The following is a 24,909-nucleotide window of genomic DNA, read 5'->3' on the forward strand; positions in this document are numbered from 1 at the left end:
GGCTTGGGCGCCGGCCTCGCGCGGCGGCGGGACGGACTGAAAGGTGCCGTCCAGCGGGATCAGCACGGGGTAATCGGCATCCTCCAGGCCCACCGGCGCGGCGTCGCCCAGGTCGGGCAGGTTGGTGCACCCCGCCAGCAGCAGCGCGGCGGCCGGGACCAGGTGGCGAAATCGGGATCGGTGCAAAACCATGCCAAGCCCTGCGAAAGTGTTGCCCCGCCTTTTGCCCGCTTGCGGCGGGTGGCGCAAGCGGGGCTTCTATCTGAACGAATGTTCAGATAATCTCCGCGCATGGCGCGTACCACCGGATCGCATTCGGATATCACCGGCCCCCGCATCCGCGCGGCGGCGCTGCGGCTGTTTGCCCGGCACGGCTTTGCCGCGGTATCGATGCGCCAGATCGCGGCTGAGGTGGGGGTGCAGGCGGGGGCGCTGTACAATTACATCCCGGACAAGCAGAGCCTGCTGTTCAGCCTGATGCAGTCGCATATGGAGGAATTGCTGGCGGCGCGCGCGGCACAGGACGTGCCCGGAGACGCGCTCGCCCGGCTGGAAGCCTTCGTCCGGTTCCACATCCGCTTCCATCTGGAGCGGCGCGACGCGGTGTTCATCGCCTATATGGAACTGCGCAACCTGTCGTCGGAGAATTTCGCCGCGGTAGAAGCATTGCGGCGCACCTATGAGACCACGCTGGAACAGGTGCTGCAGGACGGGGTGACGGAGGGGGTGTTTGCGATTCCCGACATCCGGATCGCCGCGCGCGCGGTGATCGCCATGCTGAATGGCATCAACACCTGGTATCGCGTCGGCGGGCCGATGCCGCTGGACGCGGTGGAGGCGGTGTATTGGGATATGGTGCGCAAGGCGGTCGGCGGGTGAGCGTCTTGCGTGGCGGCGCCGCTTGGTCCCGGGCGGAGTGGCGTAAGGGGCGCGCGCGGCTCTGACCGCCGGACCACCCTGCGAAAGACGAAAGCGGCCGCAGTAAACCTGCGACCGCTCGCATCGCTCAGCCTTTTCCGCTTAATGCGCCGGGCGGATGAAGGTGCCATTGCGCAGGTCCTGCATCGCCTGCATCAGCTCGGCCTGGGTGTTCATCACGATCGGGCCGTGCCAGGCCACCGGCTCCTGGATCGGGGCACCCGAGATCAGGAGGAAGCGTACACCCTCGGGGCCGGCCTGCACCGTCACCTCGTCGCCGGTGCCGAACCGCACCAGCGTGCGGTTGCCCGACAGGTCGCGGATGTTCACCTCTTCGCCCGCCACTTCCTTTTCCAGCAGCACGCCCGACGGCGCAGAGGCATCGGCAAAGGCGGCGCTGCCTTCGAAGATATAGGCAAAGGCGCGGCGGTAGGTGTCGATCTTGAAGGTCTTCTTCACCCCGGCAGGCACGAAGACGTCCAGGTATTGCGGATCGGCGGCGATGCCGTCGACCGGGCCGGTCTTGCCCCAGAACTCGCCAACGATCACCTTCACGCGGGTGCCGTCATCGTCGATCACCTCGGGAATCTCGCTGCCCTTGACGTCCTGATAGCGCGGCGCGGTCATTTTCAGCGACGAGGGCAGGTTGCCCCACAGCTGGAAGCCATGCATCTGCCCGGCGGCGTTCCCGGCGGGCATTTCCTGGTGCATGATGCCGGAACCGGCGGTCATCCATTGCACGTCGCCGGCGCCCAGCGTGCCGGTATTGCCCAGCGAGTCGCCGTGCTCCACCGTGCCGGACAGCACATAGGTGATGGTTTCGATGCCCCGATGCGGATGCCAGGGGAAGCCGCGCAGGTAATCTTCGGGCCGTTCGTTGCGGAAATCGTCAAACAGCAGGAACGGGTCGAGTTCGGACGGGTCCTGGAAGCCGAATGCGCGGTGCAGTTTGACCCCGGCGCCTTCCATGGTGGGAAGCGCCTTGCGGGTTTCGAGAGTCGGTCTGAGGGACATGGCCAGTCTCCTGAAAGACGTTGCGTTGGGCCATAGATAAAGGGTGCACCAGGTCGATCAATACGCAGCCGCACACCGGGGCTGTGCGGCGCTGCGCAACGGATCGGCGGCGGTCAAGCCTCGGACGGGGCGGTGCAGAACCACGAGCCCTCGACACAGACCTTTTCGGGGCTGCCGCAGTGAAAGCGGTAATAGGTCAGTTCGGGCCGGCGGGTGCGCATGATATTGGGCTGGCCGTCCAGTTCGCCCGCCAGGGTGGCGCGATAGCCGTCCGAGACCTTGGGCACCCAGACCGTCTGGCCCGGCGAGACCAGCATGTTCTTGGCCGGGCCGACGCCGCCCAGGGCCTTGGCGCGGATCATCACCGGCAGCGCCTCGGGATGGCGGCTGAGAAAATCGGCATCCAGCCGGATCCGGTCGATCCAGCGGACCTCGCGATAGGCGCCGGTGATCGTGCGCACCTGGTCGCGGACGCGCAGCGCCTCGATCGGCAGATCGCCGAAGCTGGTCGTCACGCGGCACTTGCTTTCAAATCCCGGCAGTTTCCAGGCGATGACGCGGCGCGCCGGCGGCTCCGGCTTGGGCGGCGCCGCGGCCACATCGCCGGTCTGGGCCATCACCGCTGCCAGCAGCGCGTGATCGGCCACATCGGGATTGTCGGGATCCAGGTCGTCGGCGGTAAAATCCGGATCGTCGTCGAGGATGTCATTTTCCATCAGAACCGGCGCGGCTTCGGGGCCGCGGACCGGGCTCAGGCCCTTGAGAAAAGGTATGTCTTGCCAGTAGCGCATGAGCGCAAATTAGATAACACGCTGAAAAACGCCAGAAATATGACGGTTTTGCCCGGATCTGCGGGTGAATTTGCTGCAGTGCGGAAACGATTTTGGGGAAAACAACGGCACTGGTCTGAAATCGGAAACCGGGTCAGATTCGGCATCCGCTTGGGGGCTGTTCCCGGCCGCCGTTTCCGGCTAGACGCGGGCTGCAAGACAGGAGTGTGCAGGATGGATGACGAGGTGCTTGCCGTGGCCCGGGCATCGGCGCCGCGGCGCTGGATCGGGATCGCGATGGTTGTGGCGGTGGCGGCTGTCACGCTCTATGTCGCCTTTTCGACGCCGCCCGCCGATCTTTCGTTTCAGGTTCTGCTGGTGCTGATCGGGCTGGGGGCGCTGTGGATGGCCGAGGTGATGCGGCGGTCCACCGAACTGACCATCGAACTGACCCGCAGCGAGTTGCGCGACAGTTCCGGCACCTGCATCGCCCGCATCGAAGATATCACAGCGGTCGAACGCGGCTTGCTGGCCTTCAAACCCTCAAACGGGTTCATGCTGAAAACGCGCACGCCCGGTCCGCGCGTGTGGCGGCCGGGCATCTGGTGGCGGATCGGCCGCCGCGTCGGCATTGGCGGAGTCATGCCCGGGCACCAGACCAAGGCGATGGCCGAAATCCTGGCGGCGCTGCAGGCCGAACGCGGCTGAGGCGTCAGGCGCTGCCGCCCCCTTCGCCATTGTCCCACGGCACCTGCGATACAAACCGCGGGCGGGTGAAGACGAAGTTGCTGAGGTTGATGTCATCCATGCCGATGTTGAACAGCGGCACGAAGACATTGTTGGTTTCCACCAGGATCACCCGCTCGTTATCGGGCATGGTGGGCAGACGATCCTTGAGATCGTTGAGATTGGCGTTGGTCAGTTCCTCGGAAAAGCCGCGGTTTGCCGACCAATCGAGGTAATAGCGGTCATCATCCTGGTCCCAGCGGATCACCGAGATCCGCATCGTCACGTCGCCGGAGGACGAGGCGTCGGTCATCAGTTGCAGCAGGTTCAGCATGCTGTCGATGTAATCATCGTCGATGAACGAAGTCTCGCGCGAGACCAGGTCGCTGATCGTATAGGCCGCCTTGAGATTGACCGCGCTCTGCCGATAGCCGTCGAAAAACACGTAAGCCGCCATGAACGACCAGAACAGGATCGGCATCGCCAGCACGAATTCAACGGTGATGCTGCCCGAATTGTCCTGGGCGAAGCGCTTGAAACGGGATTTCAGTAGTCTGGTCAGCATGGCTTACCTCGGTTCCTGAACGAAGGCCGAAATCGACACCAGCGAATACTGGCCGTCATCCCCCTTCATTGCCGCGCCCAGGCCGGTGGTCGGGAAGATCGGGTCGATCTTGGCGCAGGCCCGCAGGACCATCAGGGCGTTTTCCGCCGCGTCCTGCTTGAATTCGATCACCGGCTCGGCGTCTTCGGCATGATCGACGCATTGCGCGGCGCCGCCGGCCCAGTTCCAGTTGCGCGGATCGACCTCGACCATTTGCAGGCGCATGTTGGTGCTGCAATTGTCGATAAAGCCGGCGCGTTCGCACAGCAGATCCTTGATCTCGTCATGCTGCGGCGAGGTGCCGGTGCCCAGCCGGATGTCACGCACCGTCATGTCCATGGCGCGTTCCAGCATCGCGTGCTGCAGCGAGGACATCGCCAATTCGATGCCCGACAGCAGCAGCATCATCACCGCAGGGAAGGTGATGGCGAATTCGATCGTCGCATTGCCCGCCTCGGACCGGCGGAAACGCGAGATTGCCCTGCTCAGGCGCGTGCTCATTGGGTCAGCCTCAGCTTGCGGATCGAGGTGGCGATCGAGGCGAAGGCATCGGCAATCTCGACCCCGTCGACATCGAAGAAATGCGCATCCGAGCTGGCGCAGTTCATCAGAACCTGGCGTCCGGAATAGGGCGCTTCGAAACCGATGGTGAAGACGATGATGTCCTGCGCCTTGGCGGCGTCGCAGATCGCATAGGCGCGGGTGTTCTTGGCGCTGGAATTCACATCGTCAACCACAGCGTAATACCAGTCGCTCCAGGCCTCGCTGTCGTTCATCCAGGGCTCGTAGTTCATCCGCACGTTGGCCTTCACCGGCGTCTGCGCCCACAGCTGGGCATAGGTCAGCAATTCTGCGGTGCCCGGCTCGTCGACGGTCGTGGTCGTTTCCACCGTCTGATAGCGCTTGCAGGAGCCGTTGCGCCGATACGAGATGCAGTCATAGCTGATCGTGGTTTCGTCATAGGTGCCCTCGCCATAGGCGTGGTCATTCCAACTGTCGTTGAAGGGCCAGTAGAACAGCGGCTCCAGAACGTTGCCGTCATTGTCTTCGTCATCGACATCCAGACCGGTATAGACCGAGTATTTTTGCTCCTGCTCGTTCCACCAGATGTTGGAGTCACCGGCGCGGAAACCATCGTTGATCAGGTATTGGGTGGTGTTCTGACCGTCGGTCATCAGCACCACAACCTTCAGCACATCGCCGGTATCGTAGCTGTAGGGGCGGTCCGAGAACACCGCGTCGACCTCGCCATCGGCCACCATGTCGACGATGATCGGGCGCAGCGCCGGGTCAAGCAGGGCGGTGCCCCATTTCATGCCGATCTCGATCGAGGTGTTGCCGCTGGCATACATGTCGTCGATGAAGTCTTTCAGCGTGTTGCGGTCTTTCTGCATGACCAGCATCTCGCGCCCGGTATCTTCCCAGGCCTCGTCCGCCTCGACACAGACCGGCGACAGCACATTGGTGCCGTTGTCGCGCCGGTCGCTGGAATTCCAGGGATCGAAATGCATGGTCTGGTTCAGCGGCTGGCCGGGCGTGATCGCGGTGTTGTTGTAATCCGCCGCTTCGAAGTTCACGCAGTTGGATTCACTGTGCAGCCGGGTGATGTTGAACCGGTCGAGAAACCCTTCGGTGGCCGAGACCTGGGTGGCATAGGGCACGATCGAGATCGACATTTTGCCGTCCTCGGTATTGTCGACCATGGTATCGACAAATTCCTTGGCGGCGGTTTTCAGGTTGTTGATCTTGTTGTTGCTGCCCATCGAGCCCGACACGTCCAGCACCAGCGAAATCTCGACCGAGTCGATGCGTTCCTCGGCGGTGCTGGCCCCCGGTGCGTCCAGGGTCTCGACCCCGGTCATGTGCATGAACTGGGTGTCGACCTCGGAATTGGCAGTGGCCGAAACGACGCGATAGCCCAGGCCCTCGGTGACGGTGACGCTGGCCAGGTAGTCGCCCAGACCGGACTTGTTGAAATAGTCCTCGACCACCGCTTGCGGGTCGAGCGTCTGTTCCAGGTCGGCGGCGGCCAGCACGGCGCGGTCCAGCGTATATTGCAGCTCGGCGCGATCGCGTTCAAAGCGCATCAGGTCGATGCCGATGCCGGCGACCATCAGGATCAGCACGAAGACATAGACGCCGAAGATCAGCATGTTGCCGTCTTCGTCGCGCCTGAAGCCGCGCATCCGCTTGCGCAATTTCGAAACCCGTCCCAAAGAAATTGCCGGGACATTTCCTGCAAACATGTCTTGGCGCATGGGCATGCTAACCTCTTCCGACGCGAATTAGCCGCGACTCACAAAATAGAAATTCACCTGAAAGTTTTCGGTGAGAATCGTGTCGGAATTTGGGCGGAACACGTCCAAAAACACGCGTATTACCCTCGATATCTGCCGCAATTCGCCGCCGCGCCCGGCGTTGTTTCTGGGCGCTGAACGAGGGCCATATTTCCCCGGGCAGCGTGCCGGAAATATCACTCGGCCTCTGCCTCGGGGAAAGAACTGGCCCGCATTTGCGTTCTCGTCATAGTCTGGTTGCCAAAACGGTTCTGTGATTGAGTCGGTAGGAACAGGAGGGCAGGAGATGAGTCACACAAAGGAACCCAGTTTCCGCGAGAGCGTGGACCTGATGTTCAACCGCGCGGTTGCGCTGATGGACCTGGCACCGGGGTTGGAGGAAAAGATCCGGGTCTGCAACGCCACCTACACGGTGCGCTTTGGTGTACGGCTGCGCGGTCAGATCCACACCTTTACCGGCTACCGTTCGGTGCATTCCGAGCACAAGGAGCCGGTCAAGGGCGGCATCCGCTATGCGATGGGGGTGAACCAGGACGAGGTCGAGGCGCTGGCGGCGCTGATGACCTATAAATGCGCACTGGTCGAGGCGCCGTTCGGCGGCGCCAAGGGCGGGCTGCGGATCGATCCGCGGCAATATGATGAATACGAACTGGAGATGATCACCCGCCGGTTCACCTATGAGCTGGTCAAGCGCGACCTGATCAATCCCAGCCAGAACGTGCCGGCGCCCGACATGGGCACGAGCGAGCGTGAAATGGCCTGGATCGCCGATCACTATGCGCGGATGAACACCACCGATATCAATGCCCAGGCCTGCGTCACCGGCAAGCCGCTGAATGCCGGCGGCATCGCCGGCCGGGTCGAGGCCACCGGCCGCGGCGTGCAATATGCCCTGCGCGAGTTCTTCCGCGACGATATGGGGGTACAGAAGGCCGGCCTGACCGGCACGCTGGACGGCAAGCGGGTGATCGTGCAGGGGCTGGGGAATGTGGGCTATCACGCCGCCAAGTTCCTGTCCGAGGAAGACGGCTGCAAGATCACCGGGATCATCGAGCGCGACGGCGCGCTGTTCAATCCCGACGGTCTGGATGTCGAGGCGGTGCATCACTGGATCGTCGGCCATGGCGGCGTGAGCGGCTATCCCGACGCCACCCATACCGCCGAGGGGGCGGCGGTGCTGGAAAAGGAATGCGACATCCTGATTCCCGCCGCGCTGGAAGGCGTGGTGAACCTGTCCAACGCCAAGCGGATCAAGGCGCCGCTGATCATCGAGGCCGCCAACGGCCCGATCACGGCGGGGGCGGATGACATCCTGCGCGAAAAGGGCACGGTGATCATCCCCGACATGTATGCCAATGCCGGCGGTGTGACGGTCAGCTATTTCGAATGGGTCAAGAACCTGGGCCATATCCGCTTTGGCCGCATGGGCCGCCGCCAGGAAGAGGCGCGCCACCAATTGCTGATCGACGAGCTGGAGCGGCTGGACAAATACCTCGGCGGTGCCTGGTCGATGACGCCGAATTTCAAGGCCAAGTACCTGCGCGGCGCCGACGAGCTGGAACTGGTGCGCTCGGGGCTGGATGACACCATGCGCACCGCCTATCAGTCGATGCGCGATGTCTGGCACGAACGCCAGGACGTCACCGACCTGCGCACCGCGGCCTATCTGGTCAGCATTTCGCGGGTTGCGGCCTCGTACCGGGCCAAGGGGCTGTAAGCGGCGATGCCCGCCGGCCGGTGCGGGCGGTGGGCCGGGAGGTCCGGAAAGTCTGGGCGCTGGGCAATCGGGTCGCGGACAGGCGTGATTTTGTCGAAAATGCCCGCGGCCGGGGCGGCGGCCATTGCTAGTCAGGTGCGGAATTGCTTCAATCGCCGGTGACGGCCCTGGGGGATAGACCATGCGATTTTCCGGCCTCCGCATCCTGAAGGAGGGACTGACCGGCAACCGCGGCTGGGGCGCGCATTGGCGCGACCCGGAGCCGAAGCCTGCCTACGACATCGTGATCATCGGCGGTGGCGGCCATGGCCTGGCCACCGCCTATTACCTGGCAGCCGAACACGGGCTGCGCAATATCGCGGTGCTGGAAAAGGGCTATATCGGCGGCGGCAATGTCGGGCGCAACACCACGATCGTGCGCGCCAATTACGTGATGCCGGGCAATTCCGAGTTTTATTCCCACTCGCTGAAACTGTGGGAGGGGCTGGAAGAGACGCTGAACTACAACGTCATGCATTCCCAGCGCGGCATCATCAACCTGTTCCATTCCGACGGCCAGCGCGATTATGCCGCCCGGCGCGGCAATGCCATGGTCAACCAGGGCGACGACGCCATCCTGCTGGACCGCGAGGGGGTGCGCAAACACGCCCCCTATCTCGATTTCGACAATGTCCGCTTTCCCGTCTATGGCGGGCTGTATCACCCGCGCGGCGGCACCGCCCGCCATGATGCGGTGGCCTGGGGCTTTGCCCGCGGCGCCGATATGCGCGGCGTCGACCTGCTGCAGAATTGCGAGGTCACCGGGATCGATATCGAGAATGGCGCGGTGACCGGGGTGCAGACCACGCGCGGCGCGATCCGGGCCAAGAAGGTCGGCATCGTCGTGGCCGGCCGGTCGGGGCAGGTGGCGGCGATGGCGGGACTGCGGCTGCCGATCGAAAGCCATATCCTGCAGGCCTTTGTCACCGAGGGGCTGAAACCCTGCATCGACCAGGTGATCACCTTCGGCATGGGCCATTTCTATATCAGCCAGTCCGACAAGGGCGGGCTGGTTTTTGGCGGCGACCTGGACATGTATGCCTCTTACGCCCAGCGCGGCAACCTGCCGCTGGTCGAACATGTGATGGAGGCGGGCATGACGCTGATGCCGATGATCGGCAAGGCCAAGGTGCTGCGCAGCTGGGGCGGCATCATGGACATGACGCCCGACGGCTCGCCGATCATCGACAAGACCCCGGTGGATGGGCTGTTTATCGATTGCGGCTGGTGTTACGGCGGCTTCAAGGCGGTGCCCGGATCGGGCCATTGCTTTGCCCACCTGCTGGCCACCGGCCGCCCGCATGCGGCGGCGGCGAATTTCCGGCTGGACCGGTTCCGCGACGGGATCGGGCTGATGGACGAGGAGGGCACCGGTGCCCAGCACAACCTGCATTGAGGCGCCTGTGGCGCGGCCGGATTTGAGCATTTGGAAAAAAGACGACGCAGGGGGCGCGCGATGAGAATTCCCTGTCCGATCTGTGGCGAGCGCGATCTGCGCGAATTCTACTACAAGGGCGCGGCGGTGCTGCTGGACCGCCCCGATCCCGAGGCCGGCGATGACGCCTGGGACGACTATCTGCATCTGCGCGACAATCCGGCGGGGGTGACCCGCGACCTGTGGTATCACGCCAGCGGCTGTGGCGCCTGGTTGGTGGTCACCCGCGATACCCTGACGCATGAGGTGCTGGGCGCGGCGCTGGCGGCGGAGGAAAAGGCATGAGGCTGGAGGGCAGGGGCCTGATCGACCGCAGCGCGCCGGTCAGCTTCACCTTTGACGGGGTGGAATACGAGGGCTTTGAAGGCGACACGCTGGCCTCGGCGTTGCTGGCCAATGGCATCCGCCTGGTCGGGCGGTCGTTCAAGTATCACCGCCCGCGCGGCATCCTGACCGCCGGCAGCGAGGAGCCCAACGCGCTGGTCACGCTGGGCCGCGGCGCCGCGCGCGATCCCAATGTGCGGGCCACGGTGCAGGAGCTGTTCGAGGGGTTGGAGGCGCAGAGCCAGAACCGCTGGCCGACGCTGGGGTTCGACCTGATGGAGTTGAACGACCTGGCGGCGCCGTTTTTTGGCGCCGGGTTCTATTACAAGACCTTCATGTGGCCGCGCGGCTTCTGGGAAAAGCTGTACGAGCCGGTGATCCGCCGTGCCGCCGGGTTGGGGGCGCTGTCAAAACAGCACAATGACGACCTGTATGAACGGGCTTATGCGTTTTGCGACCTGCTGGTGATCGGCGCCGGCCCGGCCGGGCTGATCGCGGCGCTGGCAGCGGGGCGCGCCGGGGCCGATGTGATCCTGGCCGATGAGGATTGGCGCCCGGGCGGGCGGCTCTTGGCCGAGACCGAAGAGGTCGGCGGCATGCCCGCGGCAGAGTGGGTGCGCGAGGTGGTGGAGGAACTGGAGGACATGGAGAATGTCCGCCTGATGCCGCGCACCACGGTCACCGGCGCTTATGACCAGGGCACGTTCGGGGCGCTCGAGCGGGTGGGCCACCATCTGCCGCGCCGCGCCGGGCTGCCGCGCGAATGTTTCTGGCGCATCGTGGCGCGGCGCAGCATCCTGGCGGCGGGCGCGCTGGAACGGCCGATCGCCTTTCGCAACAATGACCGGCCGGGGATCATGATGGCCGGTGCGGTGCGCGCCTATGTCAACCGCTGGGGGGTGGCGCCGGGCAAGGCGGTGACGGTGTTCACCAACAATGACAGCGGCCATCGCACCGCACGCGACCTGCTGGCCGCCGGGGTGCACGTGGCCGGCCTGATCGACAGCCGCCATGACGCGCCCGACCTTCCGGGGGTGCACCTGATCCGCGGCGCGCAGATCTGCAACAGCGGCGGGCGGCGCGGGCTGGAAAGCATCACCCTGCGCTCGGTTGGCGGCGAAGAGCGGCTGGCCACCGATTGCCTGGCGGTGGCGGGGGGCTGGAACCCCACGGTGCATCTGACCTGCCACATGAACGGCCGGCCGGTCTGGAACGAGGATGTGCTGGGCTTCGTGCCGCGGCCCGGCGCGGTGCCCGGCATGGTGACGGCGGGGGCCTGCGACGGCACATTCTCGACCGCCGGCTGCCTGCGCGAAGGGCTGGCGGCGGCGGGCGAGGTACTGCAGGGATTGGGGCGCAGCCTGCCGGAACTGGATCCGCCATCGGCCGAGGACGACCCCTGGCGCATCGCGCCGCTCTGGGCGGTGCCGGGCAAGGGGCGCGCTTGGCTCGACTTCCAGAACGACGTGACGGTGAAGGACGTGACCCAGGCGGCGGTGGAGAATTTCCGCTCGGTCGAGCATATGAAACGCTATACCACCCAGGGCATGGCGACCGACCAGGGCAAGAATTCCAACGTCGCCGCGCTGGCGGTGCTGGCGGATGTCACCGGCCGCAGCATCCCCGAGACCGGCACCACCACCTATCGCCCGCCCTATACGCCGGTGGCCATCGCCGCGCTGGGCGCCGGCGGGCAGGGCAAGGGCTTTGCGCCGCAGCGCTTGACGACCTCGCACCGGGCCAGCGTCGACCGCGGCGCGCCGATGATCGAGGCCGGGCTGTGGTACCGGCCCAGCTATTTCCCGGCACCGGGCGAGACCACCTGGCGGCAATCCTGCGACCGCGAGGTGAAGATGGTGCGCGAAAGCGTTGGAATCTGTGATGTTTCCACGCTGGGCAAGATCGATATCCAGGGGCCGGATGCGGCCAGTTTGCTGGATTTCGTCTATACCAACCTGTTCTCGACGCTGAAGGTGGGGCGGGTGCGCTATGGCCTGATGCTGCGCGAGGATGGCTTTGTCATGGATGACGGCACCACCGCGCGGCTGGGCGAGCATCATTACCTGATGACCACCACCACCGCGGCGGCGGGCGAGGTGATGCGGCACCTGGATTACGTGCATCAATGCCTGCATCCCGAATGGGAGGTGAATTTCATCTCGGTCACCGAGCAATGGGCGCAATTTGCCATTGCCGGGCCGAAATCGCGCGATCTGTTGAACGATCTGCTGGACGACCCGCTGGAAGACGCCGCCTGGCCGTTCATGGCCTGTGGCCCGGTCGAGGTGATGGGGGTGCAGGCACGGCTGTTCCGGATCTCGTTCTCGGGCGAACATGCCTATGAACTGGCGGTGCCGGCGCGCTATGGCGAAGACCTGTTCCGCCTGCTGCTGGCCCGCGCCGAGGAATTGGGCGGCGGCCCCTATGGCATGGAGGCGCTGAACGTGCTGCGGCTGGAAAAGGGGCTGCTTACCCATGCCGAGATTCACGGGCGCACCACCGCCTATGATGTCGGTTTGGGGCGCATGGTATCGGCCAAGAAAGATTGCATCGGCAAGACGATGTCGGAACGGCCCGGCCTGACCGATCCGGCGCGCGAGCGGTTGGTCGGGCTGAAACCGGCGGGCGAGATCCAGTTGATCACCGCCGGGGCGCATCTGTTCGCCCCCGCCGATGCCGCCACGCGCGAGAACGACCAGGGCTATGTCACCTCGGTCTGCTATTCGCCGACGCTGGGCCATACGCTGGGCCTGGCCTTTCTTAAGAACGGGCCGGAACGTATTGGCGAGACGGTGAAAATGGTCGATCACATGCGTGGTGTCGAAACCCTCTGCGAGGTGATCGACCCGGTGGTGTTCGATCCCGAGGGAGGGCGGCTGCGTGGTTGAACTTGTCGCCAAAAGCGCCTGCGCCGGGCTGGTGCCGCTGCAGATCGGCGAGGTGGCACTGACCGAGGAGGCGCCGGGCGCGCTGACCTCGCTGATGCCCTGGCGCGGGCAAGAGGCGGCGCTGGGCGCGGCGCTGGACACGGCCCACGGGCTGGCGCTGCCGGCACCGGGGCGCAGCACCGGAAAAGACGGCGCGCGGCTTATCTGGTTCGGGAAGGGACAATACCTGCTGATCGGCCCGGCGCCGGACCCGGCGCTGGCCGCCCATGCGGCGCTGACCGATCAGAGCGATGCCTGGGCGGTGGTGCGGCTGGAAGGCGCGGGGGCCGAAGACGTGCTGGCCCGGCTGGTGCCGGTCGACCTGCGCCGCGCCGGTTTCAAACGCGGCCATACCGTCCGCAGCGCGCTTCAACACATGATGACCTCGATCACCCGGATTGGGCCGCAGGCCTTCCAGGTGATGGTGTTCCGCTCGATGGCGCAGACGCTGGTTCACGATCTCAAGACGGCAATGGAAGCCGTCGCGGCGCGCAGGTAAGGTCACCGGACTGTCCCTGATTCCCGAAGGAGCCTGACATGATCCGCCCCGCCCTCGTCCTTGCCCTGCTTGCCACGCCCGCCCTGGCCGAGGACAGCAAGGAGGTCAGCTGTGGCTACCAGGCGCAGGTGGTTGCGGCGATCCAGCAGGCGCGGCTGGACCGGGTCAAGGAGCGCGACGTGCCCGAGGCCATTGCCGCCAGCAACCCGACCTGGCCGGAAAACTACAATGCCGCGATCCCGCTGATCACCCCCTGGGTCTACGAAAAGAAGATGCGCGTGGTGCGCCAGAACGACCTGAGCGAAGCCTGGAAAGAAGTCTGCCTGGCCAACTGAGCCGGTGGCGGCAGATTTCGGTCGTGAAATTTTGCCAGGAATTGTCCAAGCTTCGTCACCCCCGCCGCGAGGCGTTCAGATTTCTGGACGTCCGCTCTGCCACTCCGTTATAAGAAAACATGAGTCTTCCTCCCGGTTTCCTTGATGAACTGCGCAGCCGCCTGAGCCTGACCCAGGTGGTCGGCCGCAAGGTGATGTGGGATGCGCGCAAATCGAACCAGGGCAAGGGCGACATGTGGGCGCCATGCCCGTTCCACCAGGAAAAGACCGCCTCGTTCCACGTCGATGACCGCAAGGGGTTTTATTACTGCTTTGGCTGCCACGCCAAGGGCGACGCGATCTCCTTCGTGAAAGAGACCGAGAATGTCGGTTTTATGGAGGCTGTCGAGATCCTCGCCCGCGAGGCCGGGATGCAAATGCCCGCCCGCGATCCCCGCGCGCAGGAAAAGGCCGACCGCCGCAGCCAGCTGGCCGAGGTGATGGAACAGGCGGTGCAGTTCTTCCGCCTGCAGCTGAACACCGGCGCGGCGGGGCCGGCGCGCGATTATCTCGCCCGGCGCGGGCTGAACGGCGCGGCGCTGGAACGCTGGGAGATCGGCTTTGCCCCCGCCGGCTGGCAGGGGCTGTGGGACCATCTGCGCGGCAAGGGCGTGGCCGAGGAGCTGATCCTCGGCGCCGGGCTGGCCAAGGCCTCGTCGAAAGGCGGCAAACCCTATGACGTGTTCCGCAACCGCATCATGTTCCCGATCCGCGATGCACGTGGCCGCGCCATCGCCTTTGGCGGCCGGGCGATGGATCCGGACGACAATGCCAAATACCTGAACTCGCCGGAAACCGAACTGTTCGACAAGGGGCGCAACCTGTTCAACCACGGCCCGGCGCGCGAGGCGGCAGGCAAGGGCGCGCCGCTGATCGTGGCCGAAGGCTATATGGACGTGATCGCGCTGGACTCCGGTGGTTTCCCGGCGGCGGTGGCGCCGCTGGGCACGGCGGTGACCGAACACCAACTCCAACTGTTCTGGCGGATCGCGCCCGAGCCGGTGATCGCGCTGGACGGCGATACGGCGGGGTTGCGCGCGGCGATGAAGCTGATCGACCTGGCGCTGCCGCTGCTGGAGGCGGGGCAATCGCTGCGCTTTGCCATCCTGCCGGAGGGCCAGGACCCCGACGATCTGATCCGCGGCGATGGCCCGGCGGCGGTGCAGCGGCTGATCGACAACGCCACGCCGATGGTGCGCCTGCTGTGGCAGCGCGAGACCGAGGGCAAAAGCTTTGACAGCCCCGAGCGCAAGGCGGCGCTGGACAAGGCTCTGCGCGACAAGATCAAGCTGATCCGCGACCCGTCGATCCGCAGCCATTACGGCCAGGAAATCAACGCTTTGCGGCGCGATCTTTTTGCGCCGAAACGCAAGGCGCGCGGCCCCTGGGTGGCGGGGCGCAAGCCGGCACAGACGCCGCTGGCCAGCACCAAGACTTCGCTGATCGCCGCCTCGGGCGACGCCGCCGAGACCCGGATGCGCGAGGCGGTGATCCTGGCCACGCTGATCGCCACCCCGGCGGCCATCACCCAGTTCGAAGCCGGGATCGAGCGGATGGAGTGTGCCGACCCGGATTTCCGCCTGATTCGCGACATCATCCTGCGCCAGGGTGCCCAGGCACCCGACAGCCTGCGCGAGGAAATTATCGGCCAGGGCGGCGGCGCGGCCCTTGAAAACCTATTCGCGCTACGCCATGTGGCAATCAATCCCTCGGTGCGAAGCCCGGGCGATGTGGAGCGCGCGAGCATGACGCTGGGCGAAGAACTCGCCAAACTCGAAGCGCATCGGGGGTGGGAGGCCGAAATTGCCGATGCAGTCGAGGACTTGGCACATGTCGCGGACGAGGCGCTGACATGGCGGCTGGGCCAGGCTGCCGAGGCGCGGAATGCGGCGATGCGGTCTCAGCACCAGGACCGAACCGAATATGACACCGGAGACAATGGAGCGCGAATCAGCCGGGACGAACGCGATGCGTTTGCCGCCCTGCTGGACCAGATCGGCCACTCCAAACGGCAACAGTAGGGCGATTTCCTAAGGGAACGCCAAGAAAATTGGGGTAAACGGGTGGCCGAATCACCAGATCGCGCTATTGATTCGCAGATCAGCGAATCGCCGTACGACCCCGCGCAGGAGCATTGAATGGCTGCCAAAGACACCGACGACAGCAAAACCGAAGATCAGGAAGCCGAGATTTCGCTCGATATGAGCCAGGCCGCCGTGAAGAAGATGATCGGCGAGGCGCGCGAAAAGGGCTACATCACCTACGATCAGCTCAACCAGGTTCTGCCGCCCGACCAGGTGAGCTCCGAGCAGATCGAGGACGTGATGTCGATGCTCTCGGAGATGGGTATCAACATCATCGAGGATGAAGAGGCCGAAGAGGAAGAGCAGAAGGGCTCGACCGAGGTGGTCGTGCAATCCGATGCCCGCGAGGTGCAGCTGGCCTCGACCGGGCAGGAAAAGCTTGACCGCACCGACGACCCGGTGCGCATGTATCTGCGCGAGATGGGCAGCGTCGAGCTGCTGTCGCGCGAGGGCGAGATCGCCATCGCCAAACGCATCGAGGCCGGCCGCAACACCATGATCGCGGGCCTCTGCGAAAGCCCGCTGACCTTCCAGGCCATCACCATCTGGCGCGACGAACTTCTGAGCGAAGACATCCTGTTGCGCGATGTTATTGACCTTGAAACCACCTTCTCGGGCCAGATGGACGAGGATGGCGAGGTTGAAGAGCCGCTGGTCAGCGCCGAGCCCGCCGCCGCCAAAAGCAAGCCGGAAGAAGATACTGGCCCCGAGCTCGACGCCGATGGCAACCCGATTGCCAAGGACGATGACGATGACGAGGACGAGCAGGCCAACATGTCGCTGGCCGCGATGGAGGCCGCGCTTAAGGACCAGGTCCTGAACACGCTGGAAGTGATCGCCAATGACTACGCCCAGCTGTCCGAGATGCAGGACAGCCGGATCTCGGCGACGCTGAACGAGGACGGGTCGTTCTCGAAAACCGACGAAGACACCTATCAGGCGCTGCGCTCGGAAATCGTGGAACTGGTGAACGGTCTGCACCTGCACAACAACCGCATCGAGGCGCTGATCGACCAGCTGTACGGCATCAACCGCCGGGTGATGTCGCTGGACGGATCGATGGTCAAGCTGGCCGATCAGGCCCGCATCAACCGCAAGGAATTCATCGACGAATATCGCGGCCGCGAGCTGGACCCGAACTGGCTGTCCGACATGGCCAGCAAGTCGGGGCGCGGCTGGCAGATGTTCATCGAACGCTCGACCGACAAGGTCGAGGAGCTGCGCGCCGATATGGCGCAGGTCGGGCAATATGTCGGCCTGGACATCAGCGAATTCCGCCGCATCGTCGCCCAGGTCCAGAAGGGCGAGAAAGAGGCGCGCCAGGCCAAGAAGGAAATGGTCGAGGCGAACCTGCGGCTGGTGATTTCGATTGCCAAGAAATACACCAACCGCGGGCTGCAATTCCTTGATCTCATTCAGGAAGGCAATATCGGCCTGATGAAGGCGGTGGACAAGTTCGAATACCGCCGCGGCTACAAGTTCTCGACCTATGCAACCTGGTGGATCCGCCAGGCGATCACCCGCTCGATCGCCGACCAGGCCCGCACCATCCGGATCCCGGTGCATATGATCGAGACCATCAACAAGCTGGTCCGCACCGGCCGCCAGATGCTGCACGAGATCGGCCGCGAGCCGACGCCGGAGGAACTGGCGGAAAAGCTGCAGATGCCGCTGGAAAAGGTCCGCAAGGTGATGAAGATCGCCAAGGAGCCGATCTCGCTCGAAACGCCGATCGGCGACGAGGAAGATTCGCAGCTTGGCGATTTCATCGAGGACAAGAACGCCGTCCTGCCGCTGGATTCCGCCATTCAGGAGAACCTGAAGGAAACCACCACGCGGGTGCTGGCCTCGCTCACCCCGCGGGAAGAGCGGGTGCTGCGGATGCGCTTTGGCATCGGCATGAACACCGACCATACTCTGGAAGAGGTCGGCCAGCAGTTCAGCGTGACCCGCGAACGGATCCGGCAGATCGAGGCGAAGGCGCTGCGCAAGCTGAAGCACCCCAGCCGGTCGCGGAAGCTGCGGAGTTTCCTGGATCAGTGAATGCAGGATCGCTACGTCGGGGATATCGGCGACTTTGCCAAGTATTCATTTCTGAATGCCATCGCGAGAGGGCGTAAGCTTGGTGTGGCTTGGTATCATCATCCAGATGAAGCCCATAACTCAGATGGCAAACACACTAAGTATCTGAAGTATCCAGAGATTTGGCGTCCTCTTGATCCAAAGGTGTTCGACACGCTAGCTCAGTTGGTTTCAAACAATGATAGAAACCTGAAGTCGCTTATTGAAAGCGGTTGTTTGTTCGCGTCAGCGTATTCGACAGAAACTCTTGGATTTAATGATCCAAGTTTTCAGCGACGCAGTGATTGGCGAACTGCATGGTTTGAAAGGGTATGTCGCGACTTGAACGCTTGCGATATCGTTTTTGCAGATCCTGACAATGGGCTGCGTTGCGATGAAGCTTTTCGAGCCGGGAGGCGAAAAAACTGGAAGAGCTTACCCGAGTCAGAAGCTCTCGTTTTGGCTAGAAACCGCACGGCAGTCATCTACCACCACAATTCCCGTTATCCTGGCGGGCATGCGGAAGAAATTCGCTTTTGGATGAACCGCTTGCAATGCTCTTTTGCAGTGCGCATGAGGCGGTTTTCATCAAGAACCTTTTTCGTGTTGAACGGGGAGCCAGAAACCTTGGAGCGCGCAAAACTCTGGGTGTGCAAGTTCGGAAAAGGTTATGAGGTTGTCCTTCGATAGTGACCGATAAAGAACTGCGCTCACTTCGGAGAATTAGTGATATTCCATTGACCGGGCGACCGGCCCGGGCTGCGTCCGACCCTCCCGTTGCGCCGTTGGCGCGCAAATTATCATCGGCACGCCTGTGGCGTGGCCGCAGGGCGCGTTTTAAACCCATAAAGTTTTTCGGGCGTTTGGCGGATAGGGCGGCTTAAATCGCTGATGCCAGTCGTCAAGAGGCGCCCACCCAGGGTCGGGCGCGGCCCGCATCGATGATTGGGCCTCGGTGTTGAGGGAGACCTCGGCCCAAGCCCGGGCGGACAGGGGGGCGGCGCCACTCCCGTGACGCTCGCCCCGTGACGCTCAGATCGTCTGGTCGTAGTCCCCGACGCCCGGCTCGGTGCGGATCACCGCGTCGAGATCGGCGAAGATGGCGCGCATTTCGGCCTCGCTTTCGCTGCTTTCGCAGACCACCACCAGGTTCGGCGTGTTGGACGAGGCGCGGACCAGGCCCCAGGAGCCGTTGTCGAGGATCACCCGCGCGCCGTTCACCGTCACCACCTCCTTGATGGCGCGGCCGGCCAGCGGCTCGCCCGACTCGGCGCGGGCCACCAGCTTGGCCACCAGCCGGTCGAGAATGTCGTATTTCTCGGTATCGGCGGCATAGGGCGACATCGTCGGGGTCGACCAGGTGCGCGGCAGGGCCTTGCGCAGGTCGGACATTTTCATCTCCGGGTTGCGCTCCATCAGCTTGCAGATTTCCACCGCCACCCGCATCCCGTCGTCATAGCCGCGCCCGATCGGGTCGGCCAGGAAGTAGTGGCCCGATTTCTCGAACCCCGCCAGCGCGCCCAGCTCGTGCACCCGGCGCTTCATGTGGGAATGGCCGGTCTTCCAGTAATCCGCCTTGACCCCATGTTTGCGCAGCTCGGGATCCGAGGCGAACAGCCCGGTCGATTTCACATCGGCGACGAAGGTCGCGCCGGGATGCAGGCGGGCCAGGTCGCGGGCCAGGATCACCCCGACCTTGTCGGCGAAGATCTCCTCGCCCTCGTCATCGACCACGCCGCAGCGGTCGCCGTCGCCGTCAAAACCCAGCGCGAAATCGGCGCCCGAATCCTTCACCGTTGCGGCCATGTCATGCAGCATCTCCATGGCCTCGGGATTGGGGTTGTAGTGGGGGAAGGTATAGTCCAGCTCGTTATGGCTCGGCACCACCTCGACCCCCAGCCGCTCGAACAGGGCGGGGGCATAGGCGCCGGCGGTGCCGTTGCCGGTGGCGCAGACGACCTTCAGCTTGCGGGTCATTTTGAAATCGCCGACCAGGTCGTCCATATAGGCGTCCCAGACGCCTTGTACGGTTTCATAACCGCCGCCGGGCGCCGCTTCGCCCGCGCCATTCAGCACGATATCGCGCAGCTCGGCCATCTCGTCGGGGCCGTGGGTCAGCGGCATGGCAAAGCCCATCTTGACCCCGGTCCAGCCGTTCGGATTGTGCGAGGCGGTCACCATCGCCACGCCGGGCACGCCCAGGTGGAAGGAGCTGAAATAGGCCATCGGCGTGATACAGGGGCCGATATCCTTCACTTGCACCCCGGCCTGCATCAGCCCCAGCACCAGCGCCTGTTTGATCGCCAGCGAATAGTCGCGGTAGTCATTGCCGACCGCGATCACCGGCTCGACGCCGCGCCGGCGCATCTGGGTGCCGATGCCCAGGCCCAGCGCGGTCATGCCGGGCAGGTTGATCTGGTCGGGATATTTCCAGCGCGCGTCATATTCGCGAAATCCGGTGGGCGCGATCATCGGGTCGCGCAGAAAGTCCCAGGTGTTCGGCGTCACCGCCGCAGCAGGTTTGGTCATGACGAAAATCTCTTCGGCAGAATGGGAGGAGGAATCAGGGGTGAAGCGGGTGTGCCTTGGCGACCTGGTCCAGCGTCATCAGCAGCTCGATCAGCGGCGGCATGTCGTCGAGGCGGATCATGTTGGGCCCGTCCGAGGGCGCCGTGTCGGGGTCCTGGTGGGTTTCGATGAACACCGCCGCGGTGCCGATCGCCACCGCGGCGCGGGCCATCACCGGGGCGAATTCGCGCTGTCCCCCGGACGAGCCGCCGCGCCCGCCGGGCTGCTGCACCGAATGGGTGGCGTCCATCACCACCGGATAGCCGGTTTGTGCCATCTGCGGCAGGCTGCGCATGTCGGCCACCAGGGTGTTATAGCCGAAAGAGGTGCCGCGCTCGGTCAGCAGGATGCGCCGGTTGCCGGTGCTTTCGATCTTTTCCACCACCGGCCCCATATCCCAGGGCGCCAGGAACTGGCCTTTCTTGACATTGACCGCGGCGCCGCTGGCCCCGGCGGCCAGCAACATATCGGTCTGGCGCGACAGGAAGGCGGGAATCTGGATGATGTCCACCGCCTCGGCCGCCGGGGCGCATTGCGCCTCGGTATGGACGTCGGTCAGCGTTGGCACGCCGATGGCCTTGCCGACCTGCTGCAGCAGTTTCAGCCCGTCATCGATGCCCGGGCCGCGCTTGCCCGACAGCGAGGTGCGGTTGGCCTTGTCGTAAGAGGCCTTGAACACGTATTGCGCGCCACAGGCGTCGCAGATCTCTTTCATGCGCCCGGCGATCATCTGCGCGTGATCGGCGCCTTCCAGTTGGCAGGGGCCGGCGATCACGGTCAGCGGACGGTCATTGCCGATGGTCAGGCCACCGACGGCCACGGGGGTAAAAGTCACGAGGTTACCTGTTCACGAAGGATGGATGCGGTCAGAGACAGCATCAGATAAATGCCGGAAAAGATCAGGAAGGCAAGGATGGTGTTCTCGAACTTGCGCGGATAGCTGGGCTCCTGGCTCTGCACCGGCTCGACCGAGGTGGTGAGATAGCGCACCTGGCGGTTGGCCTCCATCCGGGTCTGTTCGACCTGCTGCAGCGCCGATTGCAGCATCAGGTCGCGGGTGCTCAGATCGGCCTGGGCCATCTGGATCCGCACGTTCAGTTCGGCCAGTGAATTTTCGCCCTTCGAGGCATCGACCATCCGGTTGTTGAGATCAGTCAGCAGCGACTCCAACCGTTCGATATCGCCCCGGACGCCGTCGACCCGCGCCTGGTTCGGGCGGGCATTGTCCTCCAGCGCGGCCAGCTGCAGCTGCTTTTCCAGCAATTGGGTTTCGACATTGGTGATCTGCGATCTGAGCGCCGCGATCACCCCCTCGGGGTCGAGGACGGCACCGCGCTGCTGCAGCGTCACCAGCGCCTCCTGGGCATTGCGGCGTTCCTGCTGGGCCAGTTCGAACCCCTGCAGCGCGTCGCGCATCTGGTCGCCACGCTTCTGTTCCGACAGGTGGTTGACCCGTTCCTCGGCATAAGAGATCAGCCGCCGCGAATATTCGCTGGCAATTGCCGGATCGGCGGCGATCACCTCCATCCGGATCACGCCCTCGGTCGGGTCATAGCCGATCTGCACATTCTTGCGGTAGGTCTCGTAGGCCTCTTCGTTCGAGGCATCGGGGCCCAGCCGCTGGATCGGGTCGATCCAGTCCTGCGCGAAATGCGACTTGAAGCCGACATCGCGGTCCAACCGCAGCATCGCGTCCTTGGATTGCAGGAAGGACTGCGTGGCGATGGAATCCTGGCTGGTGGCGAATTGCGTGCCCGACAGCAGCCCGCCCATGCCGGTGCCGCCCATATTGTCGGCCTGAAGGATCAGGAATTCGGAATGGGTCGAATACATCGGCGTGGCGACGCGGTAGAAATACCAGCCGGCGACAAAGGTCGGCAGCAGCACGAAAAACGCCAGCCGCGCCAGCAACAGCAGCATCTTGCGCCGGCGGCGCAGCATGATGTCGCGCTGGATGGCGCCGATCTCCTGTTCGCGCCGCTGCGTCGGGCTCAACTCGGGCGAGGGCAGGGTCTCGCGCCGCGAAGGGATGGTCTGGGGCAGCTGCACCGGATCCTGTCCCGTGTCCGGATCGCTGCCCTTTGGCACCACCAATTCCAGCATGTTGGAGCGGGCAAACGGGTCGATGCCGCGTTCACGCAGCAGCCGCACCGCGTCGAAATCCGAGGTGGCGGGCAGGTTGTTCTTCTGCGCCACCCGCCGCGCCATGCGCAGCTGGCGCCCGGTCAGCCCTTCGCGCTTGATCGCGTCGAGATCGGTGCTGCCCTCGGGCCCGGCCTCGGGTTCAGACGCGGCCGGTTCGGAGGTCGTGGCCGCCGGTGTCGAAGCGGCCGGGCGTTCCGGCCGCTCGGGTGGCGATGGCGGCGGCGAGACCGGTTTGGCAACCGGTGCGGTTCGCTGCACGGTTTCGGGGGCGCTGGCCGGCGCGTCTGACGCCTCTGGCCGCGCCACGGCACCGGCCTGGGCGGATTCCGACGCCGCCGCCTTGCTGCGGAACATCTCGGCCGAAGAGCCGCGCTTGATGCGGAATTTTCTAGCCTTGGGTTTCGTAGTCATAGAGCTGCTTCGCTTCTTCCAAGGTGTCGAACATGTACAGGCGGCCGTTGCGCAGCACCGCTGCCGAGCGGGCGAATTTCTCGAGCGTCGCGGCCTGGTGCGAGACGATGATGATGGTGGTGGTGCGCAGCCGTTCCTCCAGGATGGCGCCGGCCTTGCGGTTGAATTCCACATCCGTGGTGCCCGGCATGCCTTCGTCGATCAGGTAGATGTCGAAATCCAGCGCCAGCATCAGCGCGAAGGAAAACCGCGCCCGCATCCCGGCGGAATAGGTGCCTAGCGGCTGGTCGAAATATTCGCCCAGCCCACAGAGCCAGCGGCAATAGGCCTCGACATAATCGGGATCGAGCCCGTAGAGCCGGGCGATATAGCGTGAATTCTCCATCGCCGAGACCTTGCTGATCACCCCGCCCATAAAGCCGAGCGGAAACGAGATGTTGCACATGCGGTTGATCTCGCCCTCGTCGGGTTTTTCCAGCCCGGCCATCATGTTGATCAGCGTGGTCTTGCCGGTGCCGTTGGGGGCCAGAATACCCAGCGAGCGGCCAAGTTCGACCCGGAACGACACCTTGTCCAGGATCACCTTGCGCTGGGTGCCCGTCCAGAACGACTTGCTGACATTGACAAATTCCAACATCCCCGTCTCCGGCGCCGCCTGCTTGCGTGACTGCCACGCCCGGTCCCGTCCCGGACGCCGCGGCATTCTGCCCGCGCTCTTTAGCAGAGCTGTGTTAACGGCGGTCCTACCGCCTTTATCCACATGCTATTTTCCACATTACGCCCTGATTTGAAACAGCTATCGCTCTACCCCTGCGGGATTTCCGCCGGCCTGTCGCTTTCTGACCAGCCAGGTTGCAGAACGTCGCCGGGCCGAGCGGGCAAAATCACGACCGGTTTGACCGGGTGGCGGCGAGGGTTCAGAAACATGGATATGATTGCCGAGACCCCCTTGCACGCGCAGATCCGCGCCTGCGATCTCTGCGCCGAACGCTTTGCCGCCAGCCATACCGGCCATGCGCCGCGCCCGGTGGTCTGGTTCCGGCCCGGGGCGCGGATCCTGATCGCGGGGCAGGCGCCCGGCGCGCGGGTGCATGACTCGGGGCGGCCCTTCACCGATCCCTCGGGCGACCGGCTACGCGACTGGCTGGGCATGGACGAGGCGGAATTCTACGACCTGTCCCGCGTCGCGGTGGTGCCGATGGCCTTCTGCTTTCCCGGCTATAACGCGCGCGGCGCCGATCTGCCGCCGCCGACCATCTGTGCGCAGACCTGGCATCGCCGGGTGATGGCACAGCTGACGGGGCTGCGCCTGACGGTGCTGGTGGGGGGCCATGCACAGCGCTGGCACCTGGGCCGCAAGACGGCCGTGACCGAAACGGTGGCGGATTGGCGCGCGCATGCGCCGGGGCTGTTTCCCTTGCCTCATCCGTCCTGGCGCAATACCGCATGGCTGAAGAAACACCCCTGGTTCGAACGCGACCTGCTTCCGGTCCTGCGTGCCAGGGTGCGGGAGATTCTGGATGACTGACGCAACACCGCTCGACACCGACCATGCCGCGATGGAGGCGGCGCCGGAGGACAATGCCCGGCAGCTGCGGTTTTATCAGCGGCTGGCGGAATCCGAGCTGTACCTGCTGCTGACCGACGAGCCGCAGGGTGACGATATTTCGCCCGAGATCTTCGATGTTGCCGATGGCCGCTTTGTCCTGGCCTTTGACCGCGCGGACCGGCTGGCGCAATTTGCCGGGCGGGCGGTGCCCTACGTGGCACTGCCGGGCCGGGTGCTGGCGCAGATGCTGGCCGGGCAGGGCGTGGGTCTTGGCCTGAACCTCGACGTGGCGCCCTCGGCCATGCTGATCCCGGCCGAGGCGGTGGCCTGGCTGAACCAGATCGGCGCCGGCGCGCCCGACCCGCTGGAGGCGCGCATTGCCGAACTGAGCCCGCCCACCGGACTGCCCGAAGCGTTGCTGCCGGCGCTGGATGCGCGGCTGGCCAC

The 24,909-nt window shown here is 64.5% G+C and carries 22 protein-coding genes and 1 pseudogene; 13 read left to right on the forward strand and 10 right to left on the reverse strand.

What is annotated here, in order from left to right; translation table 11 throughout:
• Positions 1-192, reverse strand: a pseudogene (locus tag CVM52_RS13335) (hypothetical protein); the annotation flags it as partial.
• Between the two features lie 99 nt (positions 193-291).
• Here CVM52_RS13335 and CVM52_RS13340 point away from each other — a divergent pair.
• Positions 292-879 (forward strand): TetR/AcrR family transcriptional regulator, encoded by a 588-nt coding sequence (locus CVM52_RS13340; RefSeq protein ID WP_100162988.1) that lies wholly within the window; start codon positions 292-294, stop codon positions 877-879.
• Between the two features lie 141 nt (positions 880-1,020).
• Here CVM52_RS13340 and CVM52_RS13345 read toward each other — a convergent pair whose 3' ends face one another.
• Both CVM52_RS13345 and CVM52_RS13350 read right to left on the reverse strand, forming a co-directional pair.
• Positions 1,021-1,932 carry a pirin family protein gene (locus CVM52_RS13345; protein WP_100162989.1) on the reverse strand — a complete coding sequence of 304 codons (912 nt, stop codon included), beginning with the start codon at positions 1,930-1,932 and terminating at the stop codon, positions 1,021-1,023.
• A 113-nt stretch (positions 1,933-2,045) separates the two neighbouring features.
• A complete protein-coding gene (locus CVM52_RS13350) occupies positions 2,046-2,723 on the reverse strand; it encodes a Hint domain-containing protein (RefSeq protein ID WP_100162990.1) in 678 nt (225 codons plus the stop codon).
• A gap of 213 nt (positions 2,724-2,936) precedes the next feature.
• Between CVM52_RS13350 and CVM52_RS13355 the strand changes: the two genes are divergently transcribed.
• Positions 2,937-3,410, forward strand: a complete 474-nt coding sequence (locus CVM52_RS13355; protein WP_100162991.1) for a hypothetical protein — start codon at positions 2,937-2,939, stop codon at positions 3,408-3,410.
• A gap of 4 nt (positions 3,411-3,414) precedes the next feature.
• Here the strand turns inward: CVM52_RS13355 and CVM52_RS13360 are convergent, their stop codons facing one another.
• From CVM52_RS13360 to CVM52_RS13370, 3 genes are read right to left on the reverse strand one after another with little or no spacing between them, the layout of a single operon-like run.
• Positions 3,415-3,993 carry a TadE/TadG family type IV pilus assembly protein gene (locus CVM52_RS13360; RefSeq protein ID WP_100162992.1) on the reverse strand — a complete coding sequence of 193 codons (579 nt, stop codon included), beginning with the start codon at positions 3,991-3,993 and terminating at the stop codon, positions 3,415-3,417.
• Positions 3,994-3,996: 3 nt separating this feature from the next.
• On the reverse strand, positions 3,997-4,533 hold the full coding sequence (locus CVM52_RS13365) for a TadE/TadG family type IV pilus assembly protein (RefSeq protein ID WP_100162993.1): 537 nt from the start codon (positions 4,531-4,533) through the stop codon (positions 3,997-3,999).
• Entirely contained in the window at positions 4,530-6,296 is a 1,767-nt protein-coding gene (locus CVM52_RS13370) for a TadE/TadG family type IV pilus assembly protein (protein ID WP_240620958.1), read from the reverse strand. The genes CVM52_RS13365 and CVM52_RS13370 overlap by 4 nt, the downstream gene beginning before the upstream one ends.
• A 319-nt stretch (positions 6,297-6,615) precedes the next feature.
• On the opposite strand from CVM52_RS13370, the gene CVM52_RS13375 reads away from it, so the two are divergent.
• The 9 genes from CVM52_RS13375 (at position 6,616) to CVM52_RS26600 (ending at position 18,479) form a co-directional block, all read left to right on the forward strand.
• Positions 6,616-8,046 carry a Glu/Leu/Phe/Val family dehydrogenase gene (locus tag CVM52_RS13375; RefSeq protein ID WP_100162994.1) on the forward strand — a complete coding sequence of 477 codons (1,431 nt, stop codon included), beginning with the start codon at positions 6,616-6,618 and terminating at the stop codon, positions 8,044-8,046.
• A 181-nt stretch (positions 8,047-8,227) separates the two neighbouring features.
• Complete coding sequence (locus CVM52_RS13380) at positions 8,228-9,481, forward strand: sarcosine oxidase subunit beta family protein (RefSeq protein ID WP_100162995.1); 1,254 nt, start codon at positions 8,228-8,230, stop codon at positions 9,479-9,481.
• Positions 9,482-9,541: 60 nt separating this feature from the next.
• Positions 9,542-9,805, forward strand: a complete 264-nt coding sequence (locus CVM52_RS13385; RefSeq protein ID WP_100162996.1) for a sarcosine oxidase subunit delta — start codon at positions 9,542-9,544, stop codon at positions 9,803-9,805.
• On the forward strand, positions 9,802-12,732 hold the full coding sequence (locus CVM52_RS13390) for a sarcosine oxidase subunit alpha family protein (RefSeq protein ID WP_100162997.1): 2,931 nt from the start codon (positions 9,802-9,804) through the stop codon (positions 12,730-12,732). The genes CVM52_RS13385 and CVM52_RS13390 overlap by 4 nt, the downstream gene beginning before the upstream one ends.
• Positions 12,725-13,270: a sarcosine oxidase subunit gamma gene (locus CVM52_RS13395; protein WP_100162998.1), complete on the forward strand. Its 546-nt coding sequence runs from the start codon at positions 12,725-12,727 to the stop codon at positions 13,268-13,270. Before CVM52_RS13390 ends, CVM52_RS13395 begins: the two co-directional genes overlap by 8 nt.
• A 38-nt stretch (positions 13,271-13,308) precedes the next feature.
• Entirely contained in the window at positions 13,309-13,605 is a 297-nt protein-coding gene (locus CVM52_RS13400; RefSeq protein ID WP_100162999.1) for a hypothetical protein, read from the forward strand.
• Positions 13,606-13,724: 119 nt separating this feature from the next.
• Entirely contained in the window at positions 13,725-15,665 is a 1,941-nt protein-coding gene (gene dnaG / locus CVM52_RS13405) for a DNA primase (protein WP_100163000.1), read from the forward strand.
• 117 nt (positions 15,666-15,782) lie between these two features.
• Positions 15,783-17,771: an RNA polymerase sigma factor RpoD gene (rpoD, locus tag CVM52_RS13410; RefSeq protein WP_100163001.1), complete on the forward strand. Its 1,989-nt coding sequence runs from the start codon at positions 15,783-15,785 to the stop codon at positions 17,769-17,771.
• Positions 17,772-18,479, forward strand: coding sequence for a hypothetical protein (locus tag CVM52_RS26600; RefSeq protein ID WP_133119845.1), 708 nt, complete (start codon positions 17,772-17,774; stop codon positions 18,477-18,479).
• 342 nt (positions 18,480-18,821) lie between these two features.
• Here the strand turns inward: CVM52_RS26600 and CVM52_RS13415 are convergent, their stop codons facing one another.
• From CVM52_RS13415 to CVM52_RS13430, 4 genes are read right to left on the reverse strand one after another with little or no spacing between them, the layout of a single operon-like run.
• The gene (locus CVM52_RS13415; RefSeq protein ID WP_100163002.1) at positions 18,822-20,318 is read right to left on the reverse strand and encodes a phosphomannomutase/phosphoglucomutase; all 1,497 of its coding nucleotides are present in this window, start codon (positions 20,316-20,318) and stop codon (positions 18,822-18,824) included.
• 34 nt (positions 20,319-20,352) lie between these two features.
• Positions 20,353-21,192 (reverse strand): 3-deoxy-8-phosphooctulonate synthase, encoded by an 840-nt coding sequence (kdsA, locus tag CVM52_RS13420; RefSeq protein WP_100163003.1) that lies wholly within the window; start codon positions 21,190-21,192, stop codon positions 20,353-20,355.
• Positions 21,189-22,913: a KpsE/RkpR family capsule polysaccharide export protein gene (locus tag CVM52_RS13425; protein WP_100163004.1), complete on the reverse strand. Its 1,725-nt coding sequence runs from the start codon at positions 22,911-22,913 to the stop codon at positions 21,189-21,191. The genes kdsA and CVM52_RS13425 overlap by 4 nt, the downstream gene beginning before the upstream one ends.
• A complete protein-coding gene (locus CVM52_RS13430) occupies positions 22,891-23,550 on the reverse strand; it encodes an ABC transporter ATP-binding protein (protein ID WP_100163005.1) in 660 nt (219 codons plus the stop codon). Before CVM52_RS13430 ends, CVM52_RS13425 begins: the two co-directional genes overlap by 23 nt.
• A gap of 288 nt (positions 23,551-23,838) precedes the next feature.
• Between CVM52_RS13430 and CVM52_RS13435 the strand changes: the two genes are divergently transcribed.
• Together CVM52_RS13435 and CVM52_RS13440 are read left to right on the forward strand one after the other, a co-directional pair.
• A complete protein-coding gene (locus CVM52_RS13435; protein WP_100163006.1) occupies positions 23,839-24,441 on the forward strand; it encodes a uracil-DNA glycosylase family protein in 603 nt (200 codons plus the stop codon).
• On the forward strand, positions 24,434-24,909 hold a 476-nt coding region (locus CVM52_RS13440; RefSeq protein ID WP_133119846.1), incomplete at its 3' end, for an SseB family protein. The genes CVM52_RS13435 and CVM52_RS13440, both read left to right, overlap by 8 nt.

The sequence above is a fragment of the Pseudooceanicola lipolyticus genome, assembly GCF_002786325.1.
Lineage (GTDB): Bacteria > Pseudomonadota > Alphaproteobacteria > Rhodobacterales > Rhodobacteraceae > Pseudooceanicola_C > Pseudooceanicola_C lipolyticus.

What these genes read in the sequence shown, in the direction of transcription:
- CVM52_RS13370 (WP_240620958.1), bottom strand. Translation starts at nt 6,296, where the DNA reads ATGCCCATGCGCCAAGACATGTTTGCAGGAAATGTCCCGGCAATTTCT.
- CVM52_RS13400 (WP_100162999.1), top strand. Translation starts at nt 13,309, where the DNA reads ATGATCCGCCCCGCCCTCGTCCTTGCCCTGCTTGCCACGCCCGCCCTG.
- CVM52_RS13415 (WP_100163002.1), bottom strand. Translation starts at nt 20,318, where the DNA reads ATGACCAAACCTGCTGCGGCGGTGACGCCGAACACCTGGGACTTTCTG.
- CVM52_RS13380 (WP_100162995.1), top strand. Translation starts at nt 8,228, where the DNA reads ATGCGATTTTCCGGCCTCCGCATCCTGAAGGAGGGACTGACCGGCAAC.
- CVM52_RS26600 (WP_133119845.1), top strand. Translation starts at nt 17,772, where the DNA reads ATGCAGGATCGCTACGTCGGGGATATCGGCGACTTTGCCAAGTATTCA.
- CVM52_RS13435 (WP_100163006.1), top strand. Translation starts at nt 23,839, where the DNA reads ATGGATATGATTGCCGAGACCCCCTTGCACGCGCAGATCCGCGCCTGC.
- CVM52_RS13350 (WP_100162990.1), bottom strand. Translation starts at nt 2,723, where the DNA reads ATGCGCTACTGGCAAGACATACCTTTTCTCAAGGGCCTGAGCCCGGTC.
- CVM52_RS13430 (WP_100163005.1), bottom strand. Translation starts at nt 23,550, where the DNA reads ATGTTGGAATTTGTCAATGTCAGCAAGTCGTTCTGGACGGGCACCCAG.
- CVM52_RS13425 (WP_100163004.1), bottom strand. Translation starts at nt 22,913, where the DNA reads ATGACTACGAAACCCAAGGCTAGAAAATTCCGCATCAAGCGCGGCTCT.
- CVM52_RS13340 (WP_100162988.1), top strand. Translation starts at nt 292, where the DNA reads ATGGCGCGTACCACCGGATCGCATTCGGATATCACCGGCCCCCGCATC.
- CVM52_RS13375 (WP_100162994.1), top strand. Translation starts at nt 6,616, where the DNA reads ATGAGTCACACAAAGGAACCCAGTTTCCGCGAGAGCGTGGACCTGATG.
- CVM52_RS13390 (WP_100162997.1), top strand. Translation starts at nt 9,802, where the DNA reads ATGAGGCTGGAGGGCAGGGGCCTGATCGACCGCAGCGCGCCGGTCAGC.
- CVM52_RS13360 (WP_100162992.1), bottom strand. Translation starts at nt 3,993, where the DNA reads ATGCTGACCAGACTACTGAAATCCCGTTTCAAGCGCTTCGCCCAGGAC.
- CVM52_RS13365 (WP_100162993.1), bottom strand. Translation starts at nt 4,533, where the DNA reads ATGAGCACGCGCCTGAGCAGGGCAATCTCGCGTTTCCGCCGGTCCGAG.
- CVM52_RS13385 (WP_100162996.1), top strand. Translation starts at nt 9,542, where the DNA reads ATGAGAATTCCCTGTCCGATCTGTGGCGAGCGCGATCTGCGCGAATTC.
- dnaG (WP_100163000.1), top strand. Translation starts at nt 13,725, where the DNA reads ATGAGTCTTCCTCCCGGTTTCCTTGATGAACTGCGCAGCCGCCTGAGC.
- CVM52_RS13345 (WP_100162989.1), bottom strand. Translation starts at nt 1,932, where the DNA reads ATGTCCCTCAGACCGACTCTCGAAACCCGCAAGGCGCTTCCCACCATG.
- rpoD (WP_100163001.1), top strand. Translation starts at nt 15,783, where the DNA reads ATGGCTGCCAAAGACACCGACGACAGCAAAACCGAAGATCAGGAAGCC.
- CVM52_RS13355 (WP_100162991.1), top strand. Translation starts at nt 2,937, where the DNA reads ATGGATGACGAGGTGCTTGCCGTGGCCCGGGCATCGGCGCCGCGGCGC.